At 35.1% G+C, this 25,662-nt stretch carries 19 protein-coding genes and 1 pseudogene; 12 read left to right on the top strand and 8 right to left on the bottom strand.

Going from position 1 to position 25,662, the window contains the following annotated elements; translation table 11 throughout:
- Nucleotides 1-52 precede the first annotated feature (52 nt).
- Nucleotides 53-904 (top strand): glycosyltransferase family 2 protein, encoded by an 852-nt coding sequence (locus DXB63_RS06975; RefSeq protein ID WP_122125679.1) that lies wholly within the window; start codon nucleotides 53-55, stop codon nucleotides 902-904.
- A 905-nt stretch (nucleotides 905-1,809) separates the two neighbouring features.
- Here the strand turns inward: DXB63_RS06975 and DXB63_RS06970 are convergent.
- The 4 genes from DXB63_RS06970 to DXB63_RS06955 all read right to left on the bottom strand — a co-directional run bounded on the left by DXB63_RS06970 (nucleotide 1,810) and on the right by DXB63_RS06955 (nucleotide 7,728).
- On the bottom strand, nucleotides 1,810-2,973 hold the full coding sequence (locus DXB63_RS06970; RefSeq protein WP_122125678.1) for a polysaccharide pyruvyl transferase family protein: 1,164 nt from the start codon (nucleotides 2,971-2,973) through the stop codon (nucleotides 1,810-1,812).
- 118 nt (nucleotides 2,974-3,091) lie between these two features.
- Complete coding sequence (locus tag DXB63_RS06965) at nucleotides 3,092-4,606, bottom strand: oligosaccharide flippase family protein (protein WP_122125677.1); 1,515 nt, start codon at nucleotides 4,604-4,606, stop codon at nucleotides 3,092-3,094.
- 148 nt (nucleotides 4,607-4,754) lie between these two features.
- Nucleotides 4,755-6,554, bottom strand: coding sequence for an asparagine synthase-related protein (locus tag DXB63_RS06960; RefSeq protein WP_122125676.1), 1,800 nt, complete (start codon nucleotides 6,552-6,554; stop codon nucleotides 4,755-4,757).
- A gap of 7 nt (nucleotides 6,555-6,561) precedes the next feature.
- On the bottom strand, nucleotides 6,562-7,728 hold the full coding sequence (locus DXB63_RS06955; protein ID WP_122125675.1) for a glycosyltransferase family 2 protein: 1,167 nt from the start codon (nucleotides 7,726-7,728) through the stop codon (nucleotides 6,562-6,564).
- Nucleotides 7,729-7,867: 139 nt separating this feature from the next.
- On the opposite strand from DXB63_RS06955, the gene DXB63_RS06950 reads away from it, so the two are divergent.
- Both DXB63_RS06950 and DXB63_RS06945 read left to right on the top strand, forming a co-directional pair.
- Nucleotides 7,868-9,043 carry a glycosyltransferase family 2 protein gene (locus DXB63_RS06950; RefSeq protein ID WP_122125674.1) on the top strand — a complete coding sequence of 392 codons (1,176 nt, stop codon included), beginning with the start codon at nucleotides 7,868-7,870 and terminating at the stop codon, nucleotides 9,041-9,043.
- A 37-nt stretch (nucleotides 9,044-9,080) separates the two neighbouring features.
- Complete coding sequence (locus tag DXB63_RS06945) at nucleotides 9,081-10,109, top strand: endonuclease/exonuclease/phosphatase family protein (protein ID WP_122125673.1); 1,029 nt, start codon at nucleotides 9,081-9,083, stop codon at nucleotides 10,107-10,109.
- 152 nt (nucleotides 10,110-10,261) lie between these two features.
- Here the strand turns inward: DXB63_RS06945 and DXB63_RS06940 are convergent, their stop codons facing one another.
- Both DXB63_RS06940 and DXB63_RS06935 read right to left on the bottom strand, forming a co-directional pair.
- Nucleotides 10,262-11,398, bottom strand: coding sequence for a response regulator (locus DXB63_RS06940; RefSeq protein ID WP_122125672.1), 1,137 nt, complete (start codon nucleotides 11,396-11,398; stop codon nucleotides 10,262-10,264).
- Nucleotides 11,399-11,425: 27 nt separating this feature from the next.
- A pseudogene (locus DXB63_RS06935) lies at nucleotides 11,426-12,364 on the bottom strand (UDP-glucuronic acid decarboxylase family protein).
- Nucleotides 12,365-12,545: 181 nt separating this feature from the next.
- On the opposite strand from DXB63_RS06935, the gene thiD reads away from it, so the two are divergent.
- From thiD to DXB63_RS06915, 4 genes are all read left to right on the top strand, one after another.
- The gene (gene thiD / locus DXB63_RS06930; RefSeq protein WP_122125671.1) at nucleotides 12,546-13,379 is read left to right on the top strand and encodes a bifunctional hydroxymethylpyrimidine kinase/phosphomethylpyrimidine kinase; all 834 of its coding nucleotides are present in this window, start codon (nucleotides 12,546-12,548) and stop codon (nucleotides 13,377-13,379) included.
- A 62-nt stretch (nucleotides 13,380-13,441) separates the two neighbouring features.
- Entirely contained in the window at nucleotides 13,442-14,323 is an 882-nt protein-coding gene (gene fabD / locus DXB63_RS06925) for an ACP S-malonyltransferase (protein WP_122125670.1), read from the top strand.
- A 121-nt stretch (nucleotides 14,324-14,444) separates the two neighbouring features.
- Nucleotides 14,445-15,251 (top strand): patatin-like phospholipase family protein, encoded by an 807-nt coding sequence (locus tag DXB63_RS06920; RefSeq protein WP_122125669.1) that lies wholly within the window; start codon nucleotides 14,445-14,447, stop codon nucleotides 15,249-15,251.
- Nucleotides 15,252-15,279: 28 nt separating this feature from the next.
- Nucleotides 15,280-16,977, top strand: coding sequence for an alpha-amylase family glycosyl hydrolase (locus DXB63_RS06915; RefSeq protein WP_122125668.1), 1,698 nt, complete (start codon nucleotides 15,280-15,282; stop codon nucleotides 16,975-16,977).
- Between the two features lie 184 nt (nucleotides 16,978-17,161).
- Here the strand turns inward: DXB63_RS06915 and DXB63_RS06910 are convergent, their stop codons facing one another.
- On the bottom strand, nucleotides 17,162-18,247 hold the full coding sequence (locus DXB63_RS06910) for an HpaII family restriction endonuclease (protein WP_122125667.1): 1,086 nt from the start codon (nucleotides 18,245-18,247) through the stop codon (nucleotides 17,162-17,164).
- Between the two features lie 328 nt (nucleotides 18,248-18,575).
- Between DXB63_RS06910 and DXB63_RS06905 the strand changes: the two genes are divergently transcribed.
- From DXB63_RS06905 to DXB63_RS06885, 5 genes are all read left to right on the top strand, one after another.
- Nucleotides 18,576-19,370: an SGNH/GDSL hydrolase family protein gene (locus tag DXB63_RS06905; protein WP_122125666.1), complete on the top strand. Its 795-nt coding sequence runs from the start codon at nucleotides 18,576-18,578 to the stop codon at nucleotides 19,368-19,370.
- A gap of 8 nt (nucleotides 19,371-19,378) precedes the next feature.
- A complete protein-coding gene (locus DXB63_RS06900; protein ID WP_158563651.1) occupies nucleotides 19,379-20,854 on the top strand; it encodes an MBOAT family protein in 1,476 nt (491 codons plus the stop codon).
- A 386-nt stretch (nucleotides 20,855-21,240) separates the two neighbouring features.
- Complete coding sequence (locus DXB63_RS06895; protein ID WP_233522814.1) at nucleotides 21,241-22,098, top strand: DUF5074 domain-containing protein; 858 nt, start codon at nucleotides 21,241-21,243, stop codon at nucleotides 22,096-22,098.
- Between the two features lie 3 nt (nucleotides 22,099-22,101).
- On the top strand, nucleotides 22,102-22,563 hold the full coding sequence (locus tag DXB63_RS06890) for a hypothetical protein (protein ID WP_122125664.1): 462 nt from the start codon (nucleotides 22,102-22,104) through the stop codon (nucleotides 22,561-22,563).
- A 200-nt stretch (nucleotides 22,564-22,763) separates the two neighbouring features.
- On the top strand, nucleotides 22,764-23,192 hold the full coding sequence (locus DXB63_RS06885; protein WP_122125663.1) for an Hsp20/alpha crystallin family protein: 429 nt from the start codon (nucleotides 22,764-22,766) through the stop codon (nucleotides 23,190-23,192).
- Between the two features lie 59 nt (nucleotides 23,193-23,251).
- Here the strand turns inward: DXB63_RS06885 and DXB63_RS06880 are convergent, their stop codons facing one another.
- Nucleotides 23,252-25,588, bottom strand: a complete 2,337-nt coding sequence (locus tag DXB63_RS06880; protein WP_122125662.1) for a PAS domain-containing protein — start codon at nucleotides 25,586-25,588, stop codon at nucleotides 23,252-23,254.
- Nucleotides 25,589-25,662 lie beyond the last annotated feature (74 nt).

Raw genomic sequence — 25,662 nt, 5'->3', positions numbered from 1 at the left:
ATTGACAAAATACAGTTTAAGAATCTTTAAAACATAAATTAATTACTATACTATGAAATGGTACAAGAAATATTTATCAATATACGAAAAAGAGTATAAAGACATCCCTATAGAAACCATTAATGAAGTAAGAAATAAAATAACCAAATTGCAAAACGATAATCCACTTGTGTCAATTGTTATTATTGCTTATAATGAAGAAAAACACTTATTAGCAAATTTATGGTCTTTGAGTGATACAATTTGCCATTATCCTATAGAAATTATTGGCATTGACAATAACTCTGTGGATGCAACAGCAGATATATACAAAAATACAGGAGTAAAATACTATAAAGAAGAAAGACATGGATGTGGTTATGCTCGACAATCCGGTATGGATCATGCAAAAGGGAAATATTGTGTATGTATGGATGCTGATACTATATATCCACCACATTATGTTGAGATTATGAGTAAAAAACTTATTTGCTCACCTCAAAACATTGGTGTCTACTCATTATGGAGTTACTTCCCAGACAATAATCATTCTTATTTAGGATTAAAAATATATGAAAGTTTAAGAGATCTCTATTTATTCTTACAATCTTTTAAGCGTCCAGAACTAAATGTCAGAGGAATGGTTTTTGCTTATAGAATTGAAGAAGGGAAAAAAGTTGGTTTCAGAGTTGATATAAAAAGGGGGGAAGATGGTAGCTTGGCCTTAGGATTAAAGAAATACGGCAAATTATTTTTTTTACACAACAAAAAAGCTAGAGCTATTACAGGATATGGAACTATGAATATAGATGGATCTTTTTTTAACAGTTTTAAGAAACGTGCGATAAAAGCAATGAAAAATGGATTTTGTATTTTTAAGAAAAAATCAAAGTATATGGATCAAGAATCCAACATTATTAAATAACAACTTATATATAAAATAAATTCGTATTTTTTCATCATTTAGTCTAACCAAACTCTATTTGATTTACAATTATTTAGGCTGAATGATAGGAATTTCCAATCGAAATTTACTTCTGATAATTATTGGTAACGAGTAGATAGATTAGAAAATTGCACAACAGCAAATCACTATTACTCTAAAAGTTACAACAATATTATACGGGCAGCTATTACTAGAGCGTACCACTCCCAAAAGAACAAAAGTTATCAATATTCAGTTTTTCAGTTCAGATGAAATGGATAAGATTTCCATCTAAAATGACTTTATAAAAAATATGAGACAAATGACAGGATTAAATATTCATAAAGTATATAAGAAAAATTATCATCCCATACCTCGTATCACATCTTTGATTATGACATCAACCGCAAAAGGTTTACTGATATACAGGAAGCAGACGTCTTCTCTATATTGAGATAACTAAACTGATTAATTGTTCGAATATTGACCATCAACAAATTTATGTATAACAAAAAATGAATTACTATCTGGAAACAAATACTAGTTTAACAACAAAGAAGAAACTGAAATAATGCAAAATAATACCCACCATAAAGATATGGGAACGGGAGCTTTCTTTTCCCCTTTCGCAATGTTCGAAAAAAATGAACCATGTTTGTTATTAAGTCCAAGCGAAATCTTCAATTAATTAAAGAAAACGTCTCCTACAACAATGAAAAAGCAAGTCACTTTTTAGCCAGAAAGCTGACGATTATCTGAATGGAAAAAGTACACACGGAAATAGGAAATGTATATCAGGTTCTATATAGCTATTTATATCCTAAATAATTTTCACCACAACTATTCAATATATATAATTGATGCATTTATTTAATTTCAGAAGGAACGAAGGATTTTTTAATCATCTATATTTCAGAAAATAGACTATCCCTACTAACTAAAGCTTTTCTCAAAAAATCTAGAGACCTTTCTCTTTCTCTAAATAATAGAGAATCAACTGCACCATAATCAATATCCTCATTCAAGCTATTCAAATCAAAATTTCCTATATTAGAAACAATCCTATCTTCCAAATTCAATAATCTCAGTAGAGAAGTAAATCGGGTGCTTCCTCGCATTGAATTCACTATACAATAAAATTGTTTGTGAAATAATATCGAAAAAACAACTCCATGGAAAGAATCTGTAATAACAAAATCAGCACATAATAAACCTCTAAGCCAATTTTCAATAGGAGGAACAATACATTCATTTATTTTTTTTGCTCCTACATTCCAATACTTATTTTGAACATTAATATAATTTATGTCCAATTCTTTATAACCTGATATTTTATCTACCAAATCTCTCTTTCGTTCACTCCAATCTAAAAGATATACAGCAAGCTCCTTTTTTATACAATTATCATAAGACTTTAACAATTCAACATAATCATCCTTATTTAATAACATTGTCGGATCTAAAACAGGCACCGCATTTATATCTAAATATTGCCTACATAAATGAATAGCAGAATCTTCTCTCACAGAAACTGCTTTAAAAGTTTTCACAAGACCTTTACACTTTAATGTCTGCTTTGGGGTATATTCCCAAAAATCTACACCAAACGATGCAGCATATGATATTTTTTCTATATTACTCGAAGAAGATAAAAAACTTCCAAAATAAGTATAAACATCTGGAGTGTAACTTGGTCGCCAAATCTGATCACTACCAAAAATAAAAACATTGATTTGTTCCTGTTTAATCAAGACTGATAATGCAGACAATTTATTGCACTTTATGACTGACAAATACCTATTTATAAAATCAAGAATATTCTTATTGATCACTTTTAACTCTTTTTCTGAAGCCCAAGCACGTACAGGTTTGTCTGATAAGAAAAAACATTTAGCAATAAAACGCTTCAAATATGTCAACAATACAACTCTATACCCTTCTTTTTTAAAAGGAAGATCAACAATAAGAACATCATGACCCATCCGCTTTAAAACTGTTTGTAACGCATATGCTTGAAGTATTCCACCATAATTAGAATGAAAAGGTAATGTCAATATAGCTATTTTCATGTTAGAACAATTAGTATTTTACGCACCTTATAACAACCAATAAAACCTACAACTATCACTTTTTAAAGCACCCCACCTCAATTGGGTTTCAATATTTTTCTATTAATCGATCATATAATCATTTTTTTAAGACTTTTTTTAAAGGCTTTAAGAAGAGGTTACGTTCATAGCTATTCATACTTAAATGCCAAAAAGCAGGTAAATAAATTATAGAGAAAAGAACTATGCCTAAAAATAAAGTTAATATTGATTCAATCCGAAAATAGTTTAATAAAACATATCCAACTATACCAATCAAAATAGGAACAACAGACATCTTCCCAATCTCTCTCCAAAAAGCAGGAATATCAATATTAACTTTCTTAAAATAATAAATATTCATTATCAATATTTGACCTATGCACAATGCAAATGCAGTACTTAATGCACAACCTATCCCACCATAATATCTTACTAAAAAAACAGATAAGCCTAAACTTATAATGGCTATTATTACATATGACACAGATCTAAATTTCATTTGATTACGCGCCTGTAAAATTGTTATGCCTAAATTTTGAATTAATGGAATTGTTAATGGGACAAAAAACAGCAAAGTTATATAATATGCTTCAGAATAATCACTACCAGCCCAAATTATAATAAACTGTTTTCCGAAAAGTATAAATCCAATCAATATAAATGACATAATAATATATTGAATTCTCCCTGTCCTGATAAATAAATCAGACATTGACTTTTCATTCTCTTTCTGAGTAATCATAGAAGTTATTCTCGGAAGAAAAACTCCAGAAATAGCTGTAGAAAAGCTCATATATATATTTTCCAAACTTATAGCAACAGCATAAATAGCAACAGCTTTGGCTCCCGCGTATATACCCAATATAAACTGCCCTGAACTCCAATATATACGATCCATTATGGCATTTAAAAATATCCAAAATGAATAGATCATTATTTCTTTTAAAAAAGTCCAATTAAAACGTCCTATTATGACATGAATATGGAGCCTATGATAACAATACCAACAATTTATCAATAAAGTTAAAACATTAAATAATGTTGTTACTACTACCATCCCTATAGCTCTATATCCCATCAATAACATAACACACATTACAATAGGATTTAAAATAATCCGAACAATATTTATAGCCTTTTGAAAAATAAAATTCTCATAAGCAGTAATAATAGAACCAAAAATACTAAAAGGAAATGTTATAGCAATATTAAAGACCATTAGTAACATCATAATACGGATTTTATTCAATTCTTCCATATTCATGGAACGCTCAAATAAAAAATCCACATTAAAATATAAGCAAAGCCCTATTAATAAAGTAAATATACCAATAGCAGAATAAAGAAAAAGAAACATTCCAAACATTTCATACTGTTCTTTTAATCTATTCTCAGCTCTAAATTTAGCAGTATATCGTATTATTGCATTACCAAAGCCAAAATCTAAAATAGTTAAATAGGCAACGACAGAAGCCACCAACGAGTATAATCCATATTCAGATTGTCCCATCATTCTCAACATAAAAGGAGTATATAATAATCCGATTATATTATTTAGAATTATTGATATATAAGATAATAATGCTCCTGTTTTTAATTGATTTATAGCCATTATAACTAATTATTTCAGATCTAACAAACCATCTATATTCCTTTTTACAATTGAAAATAAGCGTTTATCTTTATATAGATTTATTCAAATGTACCCTTATATCCATTATAATTAATAGTTATTATCGAAACCATAGGATAAAACTGTATTAAAAACTAATATTTTTCTCACCCTTCACAAAGATCTCCCACCATACAGACAAAGATAATAAATTAAAATATTGTATAGCCTTATTCTGATTGTACCAAAACCATTTCCCTGTCTCAGTCGCTTCTTTATCATAATTTCGAATAAACTCTTCAATCTTATCTTTACGTAAATAATCTACAGTAACAGAAGAAGAAAGAATAAAGTCAGCTAATTTAGCTCTTTGAGCTGCATCTTTAAAAAATATAGGCATCGGTGCAAAACCTCCTTGCTTTTTCTTTGTCGTAATCACCTCCGGTAATATCGGCTTATAACGATATTTCAATAAAAATTTGGCAACAGCATGTCCTCTAGCTATTTCCGTAACACTATTACCTCTACACTTATACTCTACCGGCAATCTTTGCAAAAACTGATATAAAGTAGTATCCATATAAGGGAAAGCGATATGATTACCAAACATGGATGCCATTTTTGAAGCTTTAAACAATATAACCTGATTAATGATCTTTTCAATGTCACTTTTATAAGTATGCTGAGTATACAAATGTTCAAAACTTCGCAAATCAGGAATTAAGGAATGAGATATAGACATAAAGTCCTCACTCAAGATTAAGTCTTTCAATAAAAAAGTAGGAAAACCAAATAAATCTCCATCCAATATATGCAATATCTTATCTAAATGAAAACGAACACGATACGGTTTTATATTCTTTTCAAAAGGAGCACGATTCAATATCTTATATATACAGTTTAAGATCAGTTTCACTCCATATTTAGCCGCTAAATAATGTAATGCAACTTCTCTTCCCGATGTGCCAAAATATTGATCACTACCATCACCACCTAAGATAATATCCGGTTTTGAATCACCAATCATACTCATGGCCGCGTAATTTACCATTAATCCACCCTCTACAAACGGATCTCCTAAATACTCCACAATTTTCGGGAGATTCATTATCTCACTCCCATTGATTTCATATTCCTGATGAACCGTTTGAAATGTCTCAGACATACAACGCGCCAAAGGTAATTCAGTCCAGTTATCTCCTTTAAATCCAATAGAATAAGAATAAATACTACCGCCATAAAAACTACGAAGAGCAGCAAGATTACAACCGGAATCATATCCTCCGCTTAATAAAATACCAACATTATGACTATCTCCTATTCGGCGACGTATCGCTTCTTTATGCAAATATCCATATTCCTCTGACAAAGATTCCAAACTTTTATCAGATGTAACTGGCTCTATATTATCCGTATTAAAGATAACTTTAACCTCACAGTCGTTTCCCTTCGTTATTAAAACATGTCCTGCGGGTAATTTAAATACATTCTTGAAAGAAGAATCAGGAGTCGCAATATAACCAATGGTAAGAAAGGAACCTAAAGCTGAATAATTAGGCTCTATACTAAAATCAGGTGTTTGTCGAAGTAATGATAATGACGATGCAAAATATTTATCATTATAATATACCTGAGAATGAGTTCCGTGATGGTCACGAATAACAGCTATCGTTCCATCTGCAAAATAAAACATAACAGTGAAAGTCCCATCTAAAGAAGAAAAAGCATTATATCCTCCATTTTTATAGAGCTTAGCAACAATTTCCGCATTATTATCAGTAGAAGTATAACCTAATTCAAACCTATTATAAATCATTCCGAAAAAATATACCTTAAATTCTACAGTTTTACAACAATAGAAATTCTCATCAGTTACTAAATCTTCCAGATGACTGTCCTGATAATCTTTCGGGTATTGCAAACTACTATTAAATCTTCCTATAAACATAATTATCTCATTTTTCTACTCCATGCGAAGTATGAATAAACTTCTTATTAGCTCCTTTTAAGCGAAACAGATTATAAAACATAAGACAGAAAGAATAAGGCAACTCACACAAAGCGGCAAATAAACGCCAACTATACATTCGACGTGGTATTGCCAGAAATAAGGAAAAAATTAGAATAGCAAATAATATCCACCATTTTATAGCAATATCCCAATTCAAAAAAGAGAATAAAACTGCTATAATAAAAGTAGAACCTAAGAGTATTAAACGAGGAATACTCATTTGCTGGAAAAGCTTATCACAGAAGTCCCATTTTCCACTAAATAAAGCTTGCGGAAAATAATTTAGAAAACGCATTAAATAGTGAACTTGCGCAGACAACCATCTGCGCCGTTGGGTAGAAAAAGCATCACGATATTGTACTTTTTCATCTAAAACATCTGCATCACACAAATAATGAACTCTTTTCTCATTATATAAAAGAGTTAATTCCAAAGCTCTATCAAACCCTCCTACCGCATCAACTGACTCCATTGTTTCTTTAAACAAGCAATAATCAAAAGCCATTCCCGAGCCAATCAATGCTGCCGAAAAACCGGCATTAACATGTCCTTTCCTAAAAATACTATTATTAATTTCTTCACTTACTGCATCCAATAAAGCCATATTCGTATTTGTATTTTTAGCTGTACGATGGGCCTGCACAATCTGTACGGACGGATTAGCAAAAATTTCATTTATTTGGCATAGAAAATCATTTTCAATCGTATTATCTGCATCAAGAACTAAAGCAATATCATAATCGCCAATCTGTTCCATCGCTAAATTCAGGGCTTTTGACTTTGTGCTATTTTCAAAGAAGACTTTAACAAGCTCTATAGGTAAAGAAGACAAATAGTTATTTGTTTCATCTTTCATCCTATCTGAAATTACTACAACATCATATGCTTCTTTCGGATAATTTTGCTGCAAACAAGAATTTACACATTCTAATATGACTTTATCTTCTCTGTAGGCTGGTATTAATATTGCAATCTTTTTATATACAGATATAGGATCAGCATTCTTCTCACATTTTTTACAAGACATTACACTGAAGAACAATAAATAAATAATATTTATTGAAAAGCATATGAATAACAAAAACTCAATAACAGAAATTACTATGAACATATAATGATTTTCTTATTTTTAGCAAAGAGCAGTACAAAAGTATAAAAAAAAGTGCATTTAAATTAAGTATTAAAAGAAAATAAAAAAATATTCTTTTTAATATGGAAATATGTATCTACATTTGCAAAAACAATAATATATGAAAACTCTAGAAGTCATTTTTTGGATAAGCCTTTTCGTTATTTTTTATACCTATTTAGGATATGGCATTTTATTGTATTTTATGGTCAAATTAAAAAATATATTCCATAAGCCCATATACTATTATGAACAAGACACGCCTGAAGTAACCTTATTTATTGCCGCATATAATGAAGAAGAGGTGGTCAAAGACAAAATGGAAAATACATTTGCAATAGACTATCCCGAAAATGCATTAAAGATAGTATGGGTTACTGATGGAAGTAATGATAAAACAAATGAACTTCTAAAAGCATATTCAAATGTAATTGTATTATACGAACCTGAACGGAGAGGAAAAACGGCTGCAATCAATCGTGGAATGAAATATGTAACCTCTCCCATCATTGTGTTTACAGATGCTAATACAATGATTAACAAGGAGTCTATAAGAGAAATTGTAAATTGCTTTGCTAATAAAAAAGTAGGCTGTGTAGCCGGAGAAAAACGTATTCTTGTAAAAGACAAGGATGGGGCCACAGCCGGAGGAGAAGGACTGTATTGGAAATATGAATCTACTTTAAAATCACTAGATTCACAATTGTACTCTGCCGTAGGTGCGGCAGGGGAGTTATTTGCCATTCGAAAAGAGTTATTCGAAAAGATGGAAAATGATACACTATTGGATGATTTCATCTTATCTCTCCGGATTGCGCAAAAAGGATATAAAATTGCTTATTGTGATACTGCCTATGCAATAGAAACTGCTTCAGCTAGTATGCAGGATGAAGAAAAGCGTAAAGTCCGTATAGCTGCAGGAGGTTTACAATCTATCTGGCGTCTACGTTCATTATTAAATATATTCCGTTATGGAATGCTTAGTTTTCAGTATGTATCACATCGAGTATTGAGATGGTCTCTCACTCCTATCTTATTATTTCTTTTATTTCCCATAAATCTTATATTAGCCTTATACTGTTATAATCCATTGCCATATATAATAATACTAATTCTCCAATGTCTATTTTATATAGCCGGATTATGGGGATACTATTTATCTACAAAATCTATTAAAAACAAATTCTTATTCATACCCTATTATTTCTTATTTATGAACGTCAATGTAATTAGAGGTTTCTTCTATTTAATGAAGAAAAAAGGGAGTGGTGTATGGGAAAAAGCCAAAAGAGCATAAAATTTTCATAGTAAGAAACCAATATAATTTAAAACAGATGGGGACTAAAGCTGTATCAAAATTAGTTTATCTATGTTCTATCATTATTTCATTAACATTCATGGCAATAACTGTTGCCGGTGCCTTCTCATCATACACAGACCCTAATAAGCATCCTTTATTAGGGTATATCGGAACTATTCTTCCAATACTTATTTTAATCAATCTGTTTTATATTATATATTGGTGGATACGAGGTAGAATATGGATATGGTTTTCATTAATAGGCGTATTGGTTAATTGGGGATTTATCACTTCAATGTTCCAATATTCTTTTGACAAAGAAAATACAGAACCCACAATCAAAATAGCCACTTATAATATACGAGGTTTCAATAATGAGCCTACAGGATACTCGGCAAAGCAAATAGCCGGGTATATGCAAAAAGAGCAAGTTGATATTCTTTGTTTCCAAGAATTTAATGCAAATAGATATTTTAATATGGATAGCTTATATAATACTTTTCAAAAATATCCTTATAAATATATTCCCAGACAATCTAATGGCGGAACACGTATTGCTATATTCAGTAAATACCCGATAAAAGATTCCTTATACATTTCTTTCGATAATAGCAATAATTGCGGCATGTGGACGGATATTAAAGTCAAAGGAAAAGACATACGGCTATTCAATGTACATATGCAAACAACAGAGCTTAATCGGAACCGTCATATCCTTGCCAAAGAAGTACAAAGCAGTGACAGCGAAAGAGAAAAAGAGGCTCTTGAAAATATAAATCGACAAATCGTAAACAATCAAAAGATACGGGCTAATCAGGCCAAATTAATAGAAAAATACATCACGAAAACAGAAAAACCTATCATACTTTGTGGCGATTTCAATGACACGCCAGCTTCCTATACTTACAGAACATTAAAAAGTAATCTAAAAGACGGATTTAGGACTTGCGGCAAAGGTTATGGATACACTTTTAGGGGATTATTGCACTTGCTTCGTATTGATTATATTTTCCATTCAGATAACCTTCAAGGTATAGAATACTATTCTCCATCTTTAAAATAGAGTGACCATAATCCGATCATTATGAAAGTCGAACTATAAAAAATAATTTCTCAAAAATAAAACAAAGAATTTGCATTCCTCTATATGAAAACAAATTCTTCGTTCTTAATCCGAAATTATTACCAAACTCAGGTAATCTTTTCTATGATTATTTATTTCGTTAAAGGAACAGAACAACTAAAGGTAGAACCAACACCTTTTTGAGATTCAAACCAAAGTTTTCCTCCATTCTTTACAATAAAGTCCTGGCATAATAACAAGCCCAATCCCGAACCCTCTTCATTATTTGTACCAAATGTACTAAAATGAGTATCCGTATGCAAAAGCTTACCTTGATCTTCCTCGCTAATACCACAACCACTATCTTTTACACTAACAACAGCCATATCCTCTTCTTTATGAATTTGTACGATGACCTTACTATCCGGATTACTAAATTTAATAGCATTACTTACTAAATTACGCATCACGGTCTTCAACATATCAACATCTGCATGTACATCCAAGGATTTCAATTCATCTGCACCTTTTAGTTCTATATCAATATGTTTCACAGCAGCCACCATTGAGAATATCTCCAAAATACCTCTTACAGCTCCTACAATATCAAAATCTTGATAAACAACATTCAGTTTACCTATTTGACTCTTTGTCCACTTCAATAGATTATCCAAGAGAGAAAAGACTTCTTCCGTAGTCTGATTCGCCATGTTCAGCATCTCATACATATCTTTCCCAATCACTTCACTCGGTAAATTCAGAATCAACATGTTCAATACCATTTTGATAGATCCCATAGGAGAACGTAAATCATGAGCAATAACAGAATACAATTTATCACGCCCCATTATGGTACGTCTCAATTCTTCCGTTTGTTTCAAGATAATACGTTTTGCAGCAACTAATGAGATCTGGTGGGTAACACGGATTATCAGTTCTTCTTTATTAAAGGGTTTAGATATAAAATCATTTCCACCAACCTGAAATCCTTTAACTATGTCGGCAGTGCTATTAAGAGCAGTTAAAAATATAATAGGGATATCCTTTGTCTCAATGTCTGACTTCAAACGTTGAGCAACTTCAAATCCGCTTATATCCGGCATCATAACGTCCAGTAGTATTAAATCCGGATTTTCTTTCTTTACTTGCTCTAATGCCTGCTGACCATTTGTGGCCGTAACAATATTGAACTTTTCATTAGTCAATAATACTTTTAGCAACAAAACATTCGACATTACATCATCGACAATCAGAATTTTATATTCCGATCTATTTATTTCCATATCCATATCTCAACTATTTAGCATACCTTTATATTATACATCTACACTTTTAAAATAAGAGATTATTCTCTTCAAGCCCTCGTCCAAAGGAATGCAAGGAGCCCAGCCTAATTCTTTTTTTGCCAACGTAATATCCGGTTTTCTTTGTTTCGGATCATCAAAAGGTAATGGTTGAAAGATGATTTTCGATTTTGAATTTGTTAGTTTTATAACTTTTTCAGCCAACTCCAATATCGTGAACTCACCGGGATTACCGATATTAACCGGTCCGATAAAATCATCTCGAGAATCCATCATGCGAACCATTCCTTCTATAAAATCATCAATATACTGGAAACTACGCGTTTGCATACCATCACCATATATTGTTATATCCTTGTTGTTCAATGCCTGCACTACAAAATTCGAGACAACCCGTCCGTCATGTGCTAACATATTGGGACCGTAAGTATTAAAGATTCGTACAATCTTAATTCTAATTCCATGTTTCCGATGGTAATCCATAAACAATGTTTCTGCACAACGTTTACCCTCGTCATAACAAGAACGCTCCCCTATCGGATTCACATTTCCCCAATAACTCTCCGGCTGCGGATGAACTACCGGGTCACCATAAACTTCACTTGTAGAAGCCTGAAGAATTTTAGCTCCCGTTTGTTTAGCAAGACCTAACATATTCCATGCACCAATTACAGCAGTTTTCGTTGTTTGAATCGGATCATATTGATAATGTATTGGTGAAGCCGGACAGGCCAGATTATAAATTTCATCAATCTATTTTTCACAATATGGATAAATCACATCATGTTCTACTAATCTGAAATTAGGTTTATCAAACAAATGCTCAATATTTTTTTTTGAACCCGTAAAAAAGTTATCCAAACAAATCACTTCATGCCCCTCATTAACCAACCGGGTACAAAGATGCGAGCCAATAAAACCGGCACCTCCACTTACTAAAACCTTTTTCATTCAATATTTAACATTACAATTTACTATGTAACTGGACATTCTAACAATTTACAAAAGTAAGCTATTTCATCAAACTACACAAGAAGAGCTCAAACTTATTTAAAAATAAAATAAAAATTTCGGTTAAAGACGACCTTTTTGCTAAAAAATGTACATTTGCAGACTATTAATTGAATTACAAATGAAAAAATATCCAATCATATTAAGTATAGCAGGTTCCGACAGTAGTGGCGGTGCCGGTATCCAAGCTGATTTAAAAGCAATCTCGGCATTAGGTGCTTATGGCACCACTGCCATAACTGCTATTACAGTTCAGAACACAACGGGAGTACGGGCGATACATGCCATTCCTTCAGAATATGTTCGAGGACAAATAGAAGCCGTAATGGACGATATTATGCCGGATGCAATAAAAATAGGCATGATCAACGATATTGAAATAGTACATGTTATCGCTGAAAGTATTCGCAAATACCATCCACAACATGTTGTCTTTGACCCTGTCATGGTATCAACCAGTGGTTGTAAACTAGTTGAAGACAATGCCATAGAAGCACTTACAAAAGAATTAATGCCCCTAACCGACCTGATCACCCCTAATTTAGATGAAGCCATTGTTCTGACCGGGAAGAAGATACAAAATCTGGAAGAAATGGAAATAGCATCCAAAGAGTTATTGGCTTTTGGAAGTAAGGCTGTCTTAGTAAAGGGAGGACATTTAAGTGGAGAAAACATGTATGATGTATTACAGCTTAAAGATAGGGAAAAACCATACATATTCACAGGACAACATGTAGAAAGTAAAAACGTGCACGGAACAGGATGTACCTTGTCTTCTTCTATCGCCACTTTCCTTGCTTACGGCCTTGATATGCCGGAAGCTGTAAGCAAAGCTAAAGAGTATGTAGCAAATGCCATTGATGCAGGAAAAGATATAATGATAGGACATGGAAACGGCCCATTAAACCATTTTTATAACCCGACAAAAATGCACATAATCCAAACAAATGAGTAATATTTAGAATTTTATTGCTACATTTGCGCCGCTTATAAAAACATCATTAAACATAATTAATTATGAAAGCATTCGTATTTCCCGGACAAGGCGCACAATTTGTGGGCATGGGTAAAGATTTATATGAAAACTCGCCTTTGGCAAAAGAATTATTCGAAAAGGCTAATGAAATTTTAGGATATCGCATTACGGATATTATGTTTGAGGGTACAGACGAAGACCTACGTCAAACAAAGGTCACTCAACCGGCTGTATTCTTACATTCTGTTATTTCAGCTTTATGCATGGGAGATGAGTTCAAACCGGAAATGACAGCCGGACACTCTCTCGGAGAATTCTCCGCTTTAGTTGCCGCCGGGGCATTATCTTTTGAAGACGGATTAAAACTTGTCTACGCACGTGCAATGGCTATGCAAAAAGCTTGTGAAGCAACTCCTTCTACAATGGCTGCTATCATTGCGTTGCCGGACGATAAAGTAGAGGAAATCTGTGCTTCTATCCAAAACGAAGTCTGTGTACCTGCAAATTACAATTGCCCGGGACAGATTGTTATCTCAGGTTCTATTGAAGGAATCAATCAGGCTTGCGAATTGATGAAAGCTGCCGGTGCAAAGCGTGCACTTCCTTTAAAAGTAGGTGGAGCATTCCATTCTCCTTTGATGAATCCGGCAAAAGTAGAATTGGAAACTGCTATCAACGCAACAGAAATCCACACTCCTAAGTGCCCTGTTTATCAGAATGTAGATGCAAAACCTCATACTAACCCTGAAGAAATCAAAAAGAATTTAGTAGCCCAGCTTACAGCCTCTGTACGTTGGACACAAACCGTAGAAAACATGATTGCCGATGGTGCAACCGATTTCACGGAATGTGGTCCGGGCAATGTACTTCAAGGATTAATTAAGAAAATTGACAGCAACGTAAATGCGCACGGAATTGCGTAAATTTAATTTAATATTCATAAAAAAGACCGGAGCTTACTAAAAGTCCGGTCTTTTTTTGTTTTATCTTCCAATAAATTAACTAATTTCGTACCGATTATAGAAAATAAGCGAGAAAAACAATATGAGTAACTATAACAACTTTGATACAGACAAACCTTATAAAGTAGGCTACGCACTTAGTGGAGGATTTATAAAAGGATTCGCACATCTTGGAGTAATGCAGGCCTTATTAGAGCATGATATTAAACCGGATATTATTTCCGGAGTTAGTGCAGGAGCTTTGGCAGGGGTGTTTTATGCTGATGGGAATGAGCCACATAAAGTTGTTGAGTTTTTCTCCAATCATAAATTCATGGATTTAACGAGTTGGGCCAGAACAACAGCCGGACTATTTAAGCTGAACGACTTCATGGATTTCCTCAACAGTAACCTTAAAGCAAAACGCTTGGAAGACCTAAAGATTCCTCTTATTGTTACTGCAACAGACCTCGACCATGGTAAAAGTGTACAATTCCGGAAAGGGAAAATAGCAGAACGTATCGCTGCATCCTGTTGTATGCCTGTTATGTTTGCTCCGGTCACGATAAACGGCACCGACTATGTAGACGGTGGTGTGTTTAAGAATCTACCGGTTTCCATTATTCGAAAAGAATGCGAGAAAGTAATTGCCGTCAACGTCAGTCCTATCGCTGCAAAAGAATATAAAAGGAATGTAATCAACATAGCCATGCGCTCTTATCATTTCATGTTTCGTGCAAACACATTCGCTGATAAGGAAATATGCGATTTACTCATTGAGCCGTATGGATTGAGGGGATATAGCAACACAGAGCTGGAGAAAGCCGAAGAAATATTTGAGCAAGGTTACAAAACCGGTAATGAAGTACTGGATAAACTGATACAAGAGAAAGGAACTATCTGGAAATAAATCAATACTAATATACAGACAAAATCTAATGGCTGAAAGAAATAAAATAATTATATATCAAGTATTTACCCGTTTATTTGGAAATACAAACAACCATTGTATCACGAATGGTTCTATTGAAGATAACGGGTGTGGTAAATTTGCCGACTTTACTCCCAAGGCTTTAGGAGAAATCAAAAAACTGGGTACTACACACATTTGGTACACCGGAGTTATTGAACACGCCACTCAAACCGATTACCGCCGTTACGGTATTCGTCCCGACCATCCGGCCGTAGTAAAAGGTAAAGCCGGTTCACCATACGCCATTAAAGACTACTATGACGTAGACCCTGACTTGGCCAATGATGTTTTCAAACGAATGAAAGAGTTTGAGAATCTGGTAAAACGTACACACCGTGCCGGACTAAAAGTTATTATCGACTTCGTTCCCAATCATGTTGCCCGCCAATATGAATCGGATGCAAAACCTGATGGTATAACAGATCTTGGAGCTACGGATGACTCATCGCAAGCCTTCAGTGCATACAACAATTTCTATTATATCCCATCCACTTCATTAAAAGGCCAGTTTAATATGCAAGCCGGAGCCGAAGAGCCCTATTATGAATACCCGGCCAAAGCTACGGGAAACAATCGTTTCGATGCCTATCCATGCATAAACGATTGGTATGAAACCGTGAAGCTAAATTACGGTGTGGATTATGCAAACGGAGGAGGCTGTCACTTTAACCCGATTCCGGATACTTGGATGAAAATGAAAGAGATCCTACTATTCTGGGCTTCTAAAGATATCGATGCTTTCCGTTGTGATATGGCAGAAATGGTTCCTGTAGAATTTTGGGAATGGGTGATTCCGCAAGTCAAAAAGGAATATCCTGATATGCTGTTCATTGCCGAAGTATATAATCCGGCAGATTATCATAACTATCTCTTCAAAGGACATTTTGATTATTTATACGATAAAGTTGGTCTCTATGACACTTTACGCGGCATCACCTGCGGATATGAATCAGCAACAGCCATTACACGCTGTTGGCAAAACCTGGGAGGAATAGAAAAAAAGATGCTCAATTTCATGGAAAATCATGATGAGCAACGTATTGCCTCTGATTTTTTTGCAGGAAGCGGGCATCGTGGTATTCCTGCAATGATTGTATCTGCTTGTATAAACACAAATCCTGTCATGATTTACTTCGGACAAGAATTTGGAGAGCGCGGTATGGATACGGAAGGTTTCAGCGGACGAGACGGACGTACTACTATTTTCGATTATTGGAGTATAAATACCATTCGCCAATGGAGGAACGGAGGAAAATTCGACGGAAAGATGATGAGCGAGGAGGCAAAGGCATTGCACGCTTTCTACAATCGTTTACTTAATTTATGCAATGAAGAGAAAGCCATCTCCGAAGGTAAGTTTTTCGATCTGATGTATGCCAACCTGAACGGCTGGAAGTTCAATGAACACAAACAATTCGCATTCATGCGCCAATATGAGCAGGAACTTCTACTGATTGTCGTGAATTTTGATGAGATTGCAGTAAATATTGCCATAAACATTCCTACGCACGCATTTGATTATCTGGGTATACCACAAAACGAGAATTATACCGCAACTGATTTGTTGACCGGAGAACAAGAAACAATCAGCATGCTACCCTACAAAGCAACAGAGCTTTCATTGAAAGCGATGAACGGTAAAGTCCTAAAGATCACATACTGATAAACAAAAAAGCAGACGGATAAATTTATTCGTCTGCACTTTCCATTCGTTTGCCCTTGGCAAGCCTGTCGTTCAGGCATGGGCAACCTGTCGTTTACCCATGGTTAAACGAAAAGCTCTCCAAGGGTGAACGATTCAAAGATACAGGCCACCAAGTTCAAAGATTATTCAAAGACATAATTCTCTATCTTTTCAACAAACCGATCTTTAAATTCAATTTAAAATAATATACCCCGTTCTCTCTCTCCAGATAACCATACTTATCTTTCTCTACAGAACCCTTTTCCAATCGGGTATTATAATAAAGGAAGTCTTCGAAGGTTTCTTTATCCGATTTCCGGTAGCAAAGTAACTGTCCGTTACCATCGACAAAAATAAACCCCGATACGGCAGAATCAACCCCATTATAAATCTTTGCCGGACGCATCCCTAACGCTAAAGCAAGCAAGAATTGTTTCATCTTGAATTCATAGAATCCGTGTTTGTTTATCAGCTCATCTTTTATCTTCAACGGATTTATCTCTTTCATCTTTTCCACCAGCTCACTCACTTTCGTCACACCATCCAACTGCATGACCCGCAGCATTTCCGCCAATAAACGGGGAAAATGAAGATCAATCATTAATAAATTGGAACGAAACACTTTATCCGATACATCGTTGTATTTTAAGATTCCACCTAAGCGTTCTATCATCAACATACGATCCACCACCTCATTGGGAGACTCTAAAGCATTGACTTTATTAACCGTAGGAACGGCAAATTTCACGCCGGTCAACTCAAATTTAAAATTGGCACTTCTTCCCCCATCCAGCAAAGGAACCAACAACCCGATACGGGAACGAACACAAAAACCTATCGGCGGTGTGTCCACGGTATAAAAAGAGAGATAATAATCCGTACGATCATCGGTCTTTGCTTCAAGGTCATAAATCAACACTTCATCCAAGAACTCTTCTACCCCTTCAGGGGATTCCACGCTATCATCGGAAGATTCTTTCATGGCTTTAAGTATACGTCCGGCCGCTTCACCGAAATCTTCTCGAGGAACCAACTTATCAATCTTCTCACCTTTTATATGAATATCGTCACCCTCTACAATGTAGCAACGTGTACCATCGTGCTCTTCACGTTGTAACATTGCCACAGGCAGATATTCGGCCTCATTCCTTTTTACTTCAGACGTTCCGGCGTAAACTGCACCGTCCGACAAAAGACGTAAAACAGAATAAATCTCACTCCACTCCTTCTTTGTTGCTTCAAATGCCATTGCTATATAAACTTATGTATTTCTAAATAGATAGGCAAAGATACATAAAACTAATGAAATGGAGTTTTTAACCAATAGGAATTAAGCATACGAATAATCCAACTATTAAACTATGTTAGAAAACATATATTTTCGAATGCAACGTTTGCAAACAACAGAAAAGTCCGTATCTTTGCAGCATGTTTTTCATAGTATTAGATTTTAAGGTTAACAAAGGTTGGAGTACAGCGGTACTCCTTTTTTTATGCCCAAACACTAACAATCCACTATTTCATTTGGAAAAGCCAATGTATAATTTTACATTTGCATACATCTGAAGTGGATAGATATGAAGAAGGAGAAGCCCGAAAGATTCTTATATGCAAAGCTAATCGGTATTTTAGTAATACCTTTACTATTCATACTATCCTATTCCATATCCGACAAAGAAATATCCATAGGCAACTTCACGCTGGAAAAAAGCGAAATAGGGAAACAAATACTTCCCGCAGAAAACATCCCCGATATACCTATTATAACAGATACGATTACTTCCACACCACAAGACACTCTCACCACAGACACTACTTCACAACGTATATTATTCTTCGGAGACTCTATGTTGGAAGGACTCAGCAAACGCATGAGACAATATGCTTATCTCAATGGACATGAGCTTTTGAATGTAATCTGGTATAGCTCTTCCACCCGATTATGGGCACGAACAGATACATTATCTTATTATTTAGAGCAGTTCCAACCTACCTACATTATATTATGTCTTGGTGCCAATGAGTTATTCGTAAGAGACTTGGATAAACGAAGTAAATATATCCAAAGCATTATCAAAAAGATTGATAATAAGCCTTATATATGGATCGGACCTCCCAATTGGAAAGAAGATACCGGTATCAATAGAATGATTTATGAGCAAACAGGGGAAGGTCGTTTCTTCCCATCGTTCAATTTATCTTTCGAACGTTCGTCAGACGGAGCACATCCTACTTTAGCTTCCGCCTCCCAATGGATGGACAGTATCGCTTCATGGATAGTACATGAAAGCAAATATCCAATCCGTTTAGACAAACCCGACAGACAAGCCCCACGGCAAGGAAATACGATTTTGCTTGCACCAATTAAATAATGACAAGCATGGAAATCCTCAACAACATATTGACTTCACTACAATCTGTATTCTCTCTACAGACGCGAGAACCGATATTGTTTTCTTCCGGAACTTTCTGGATCATATTTATCGTATTTATTTCTGTCTACTCGCTCATACGCAGGCAGAAAGTGCAAATGATGCTTTATGTTACAGCTTTCAGTCTATACTTTTACTATCGGGCTAACGGATTTATGTTTCTCATATTACCCGGCACTGCATTTATCGACTGGGCATTGGCTATTCTTATTCATAAGTCTCAAAGCCAATGGAAAAGAAGATTCTACCTTATTTACTCCATCTGCCTCAGCACAGGTATCTTGTTCAGTTTCAAATACAGTAACTTTTTCCTTGAGACATGGAATAATCTACTGGCAAATAACCTGCAGCCATTCGACATATTCCTGCCTATCGGCATATCCTTTTATACATTTCAAACCATCAGTTATATAACTGATGTATATCGGGGAAAAATTAAGCCGACCAATTCTTTCCTGCAATACCTCTTCTATCTGTCTTTCTTCCCATTAATACTTGCCGGACCTATCATGAGGGCGGATAAGTTCTTCCCACAAATACAGAGTAAAAGATACATCAGCAAAGAGATGATATATGGCGGACTATGGCTTATCATCATCGGAATTATCAAGAAAGCAGTATTTGCTGATTACATTGCACAATACAATAACTGGGTGTTCGATGCTCCGTTACAATACTCCGGTTTCGAGGGGGTAATGGCCGTCATAGGATATAGTGCTCAAATTTATTGCGACTTTTCCGGATATAGCGATATGAGTATCGGAATAGCTTCTGTCATGGGATTTGATTTAGGCAAGAACTTTTGCCTTCCCTATCAATCTACTAATCTGCAAGAGTTTTGGAGAAGATGGCACATTTCCCTGTCTACCTGGATGAGAGACTATATTTATATCCCTTTAGGAGGCAACCGAAAAGGAAGTTTCCGCACTTACCTTAACAATATAACAACCATGCTTATAGCCGGATTATGGCATGGAGCTTCGTGGATGTTTATTATTTGGGGAGGACTTCACGGAGTAGGTCTCATCATCCAGAAACTCAATAAGCCATGGTTAAACCGGCTGCCCAATACTCCAGTCTTCAATTTCTTCTCGTGGTTACTTACCTTTTCATTCGTCAGTTTCTTATGGATATTCTTCCGGGCTGAGAATCTGCAACAAGGCATCTTATTAATCAAGCACATAGCACAAGATTTCGACTTGGCACATTGCTTGCCTTTTTTCCAGGCACGAACTACTTGGTGCATATTCATTCTTCTCATCTATCTTTTCCATTGTATTCGCATGCAGCAATACGAAAAAGTTAAAACGTATTTTATTAATGCCTCTTGGATAGTGAAAGTTATCATTTTCACCATTACCGTACAATTAGTTATCCAATTCCAATCCGGAAACGTTCAACCTTTCATTTATTTCCAGTTTTAGTAAAAAAGGATGCGATCAAAAACAATAACAGGCAATCAAAACAAACAGTTTTCTTTTATCTATATAAACATTTATAATGGCAAAATACTAAATCATGTTATAAAGCATACATTTCAAAGCAAAATATTTGCAGATTATCCGAAAGTCCGTATCTTTGCAATGTGTTTTTCATAGTATTAGATTTAAGGTTAACAAAGGTTGGAGTCAAGCGTGACTCCTTTTTTTATGTCTATACAGTCCGTTTCTTTGAAATACGAACATGTGGTCGACAATCCACAACTTCCCATCGTTTTAAAGAAGAATTTAAAAATACTCTCTAATCTGAAAAATGATGCATTTCTTTCACATTTCAAAATATAGCTCTACCTTTACAAAAAACAAAGAAGATGACTAAAACAACAATTCAAAACATTAAAAATACTATTATAAACAAATTATACTTAGTAAGTATATGTTTATTGAGTATTACAAAACTCCATTCACAAGAGATAATAACTGAAGCTAACTATCTAAAAGAAGACAGTATTTTATGGAGTAATTTTGAGAATCAGCAAAATACATTAAGTCAGTATTGGGAAACAATGCCTGATAAAAGAGACAGTATCCAGAATATCTTCGATGAAATTTTAGAGAAGGCATCTAAAACCAATATAGAGTTAGCAATCAAATATGCATCAGTACCCAGTGGACTACAACGTTTATACATGACTCGCCTTGATATATCCAAAGATACTTTGGAAAACATATTAAATTCGCTTGATACTCAGATTCAGCAATCTTTTTACGGCAAAAATATCAGGGAACATCTACAAACCAAACAGATTCAAGAGGGCGATTTGATTTATAACTTTCCTTGTGTTCAAATAAACGGGAAAGAATTTGACTGGAATATAACAAATAGCAAACAACTACTTATACTTTATGGTGGACTCGGCTGCATGGGAAAGCAAGGACGTGAACAACTTGAATTATTATATAATCAAACGTCACGCAACGATCTCTTGATTTTAGTATACTGGCCTTGTAGTTCATTGGAGGACTTACAAAAATTAAAAGAAGAATATCCTTCAGAATATATTTTCATTTCAGACTTCAAACAAGATGCAAGTCCTATGAAAATTAAATATGGCGCACAAGCTACCCCCACCTGCTTTTTAACAGATAAACAACATATTGTAAAAGTTAAATGTACAGGTCTCCATATGGAAATGTTTAATCAATATATTATTAATCGTACTAAGTAACTTATGGAACAACAAATTCAACTCAACGATCACAACAAGCAGGAACATCCGCCGATGCATACTTGCGAACATATTGTAAACCGTACAATGGTGAACCTTTTCGGATGCGGAAGGGCAGTCTCCGCACATATTGAAAGGAAAAAGAGCAAATTGGATTTTGCTTTGCCACAGCAACCAAGTGAAGAGGATATTGAGAAGATAGAAAAAACGGTTAATGAAGTAATAGCACAACATTTACCCGTCACTACTGAATTCATCACCCAAGAAGAGGCTGTTGGACGGTTTGATATGAAACGTCTACCGGAAAATGCTTCTGAAACTGTACGTATCATACATGTAGGCGACTATGATGAATGCCTTTGTATCGGTACGCATGTAGAAAACACTTCAGAAATAGGAATATTTAAGATAATCAGCTATGATTATAACAATGGCATTCTTCGGATAAGATTTAAACTTATCTAAACAAATGCTTCATTATTTTAATAATACAGCATATTTTGTCATATTATAAGACATTATTGCATTATAAGGACATTATTTAGATACAAAATGTCAGAATGAACTTTTGGCACTTCATTTGCATTATTATCAGTGAACGACGGTTGAAAAAACCGAAGTTTAGAAACAATTAATGTATAACTAAATAATAGGAGATTAGAACTATGATGCCTGTAAGAAGAACTCAGAATTGGTTACCGAGTATTTTTAATGATTTCTTTGATAACGATTGGATGGTTAAAGCTAACGCAACAGCTCCTGCAATCAACGTAATTGAATCTGCTACAGATTATAAGGTTGAAGTAGCTGCTCCAGGAATGAAGAAAGAGGATTTCAACATCCATGTAAACGAGGATAACGACTTGGTTATCTCAATGGAGAAAAAAGAGGAAAAAAAAGATGAGAATAAGGAAGCACGCTATTTACGCCGTGAATTTTCTTACTCCAAATATCAACAGACTCTTATCTTACCTGACGATGTGGATAAAGACAAAATCGACGCTAAAGTAGAAAATGGCGTTTTAACTATCGAGCTTCCGAAGCGTAAACCTGAAGAAACTGTTAAGACTACAAAAACTATCGAAATCAAATAAAATGCGCGGTATAAACGAACAAAAGGGACTCTCAACTAATGGGAGCCCCTTTCTCTATATTATTCCAAATACTTCCCCAACACAGCTTTTAATTCCCCAGACTGAACTGGTTTAGTCAGGAAGTCACTACAACCGGCCTCAAATGCTTGTTCTCTATCCGACTCGAAAGCATAGGCTGTCAGGGTTACAATAGGAATTAGCATAGAATAGGAACGAATAATTCGGGTGGCTTCCAAACCATCCATATTCGGCATTTTAATATCCATCAAGATCAAGTCAGGATCATTTTCCTTAAACATTTTAACCGCCTGTTCGCCATCTTTCGCCCATAATAGATTATAGGACTTACCAATAATCGACTTTAACAACAGATAATTACTATCTACATCCTCAGCAATAAGGATAGTTTTCATTCCTCCTGAAAGATTCTGCATATCTACTTTTTGCTTGGTATTTTTCTGTATTTCAGCACGACAGCGCCCCATTTCATAGGGTACAATAAAATGGAATGTAGTACCTTTACCTTCTTCCGAAGTGACACTGATATTTCCTCCCGCTTTCTTGAGTATCATCTTACAGATAGCAAGACCAAGCCCGGTTCCCTGTACAAAATCGTTTAGCTTGACAAAACGATCGAATACACGATCTACCTTGTCTGCAGGTATACCCATACCGGTATCGGAGACATGGAAGTCAATAACATCATCCCTCACCTCATAACCGAAATGAATCTCACCTTTCATGGTAAACTTGATAGCATTATTAATGAGGTTAGTAACAACCTGCATAACACGATTCTGATCTTCGTTAATAATCAGATGCGCATCTTTATCATTGTCCAACACCAATGTCACGCCATCTTGTACACGGGTTTTATGTATCTCGTAAACATTGCGACACAGTTCACCAAGATCCATCGGATGCTTAACATATTCCAATGTACCAGCCTCTATCTTGGCAAGATCAAGAATATCGTTAATGAGCTGCAGCAAGATTTCGGAATTCTGGTTGATAATGTCAGAATAGAGTTTCTCATCTTCAGGGTTGTCTGCTTCAGTAAGCAATTTAGAGAAGCCTACAATAGCGTTAAGCGGCGTACGAATCTCATGACTCATATTAGCAAGGAAAGCGGTTTTAAGGTGATCAGACTGTTCAGCCTTGATACGTGCCTTAATCAATTCCTGTTCAATGTTCTCCATATCGGTTACATCCCACGAGATGCCAATGATAAGAGATTCACGACCATCCATCGGTACAAGTGTTTTCATCGTCTGTACAACACGTGTTTCCCCACTAGTGGAAACGTACGTTTCCTGCATATCCATCCGTTTTTTAGTACGTATTACCTCAAGGTCGTCAGCATGAAACCTATCGGCATCTTCCCTATTGGGGAATATTTCAATGTCTGTATGCCCGATAGCTTTGGATGCAGGTATACCGGAATGGGCTGCAAAGGCTTTATTCCAGTAGAGGTAACGGAATTCATTTGCAGGATCTTTAACAAAAAGGTAGACAGGTATGTTATTCAAGATACTCTCCAACAAGTAATTCTGCTCGCGAAGCTCGTCACGGAAATGGATAACGTCAGTAATGTCTTGTGTAAAAAACCACACAACTTCTTCCTGTCCCTGACGGTTAAGGAAAGTAGAGACCTGACAAATACTATTCTTACCCGACTTACGATAATCAGCACGGTAGGAGTAGTTTCCCCCATGGTTACGGATTCTTTCCAACATTGCCGCCCATAATTCAGGGGTATTAATCGTCACGGGAAGATCGTAAATTTTCTGTTTCCCCAACTCCTGCGTGACGTGATATTCCTCTATAAATTTCTTATTAGCATAGACCAACGTGCCATCCGTCGAAAGTGCCAATACACTGTCACTCACTCGGTCAAGCACCCGTTTATAGGTCTGCATCTCACTTTCTACATCTACACGTGAGGTAATATCACGGCACATTATAAGTACATATTTCTCATCAAGCGGAAATATACGGTTCTCGTAGTAATGGTGTTCTCCATTGACATCCAATTCGTGATGTGCCGCCGAAACTTTGCCGGTATTGATTGCCCGTTGCATATTGCTCCAGATATTTCGATACGCTTCTTCCGGAACAATATCGCACATTTTACGCCCTATTAATTCAGCATTGCTTATCCCTACATGATTACTTTCCTCGTTGGACACAACTTCGACGTTATATCCCATATGATCAAATACCGTCAACATATCGGGTAATGACTCCAATATCTTAACGGCATATTTTTCTTTAAACGTAGCAGACTTACCGCCTTCTTCTCTGAGGGCTTTGTTTTCGTCGTGCAATACCTTGTTTTCTTTCTTGAGCTGTGCAATTTCCTGCTGCAGTTCCTCTAACTTCCTTTTGTCGTCCATTATTTTAAGTTATTAGCGAATCAAAGATAGAAAAACTTTTCGCACAATACCATACAATATATAGACTTTTTTTA

The sequence above is a fragment of the Bacteroides sp. OM05-12 genome (genome assembly GCF_003438995.1).
GTDB lineage: Bacteria > Bacteroidota > Bacteroidia > Bacteroidales > Bacteroidaceae > Bacteroides.
Note: the sequence above shows the minus strand (reverse complement) of the source record. Positions and strands in the feature narration are given on the sequence as shown.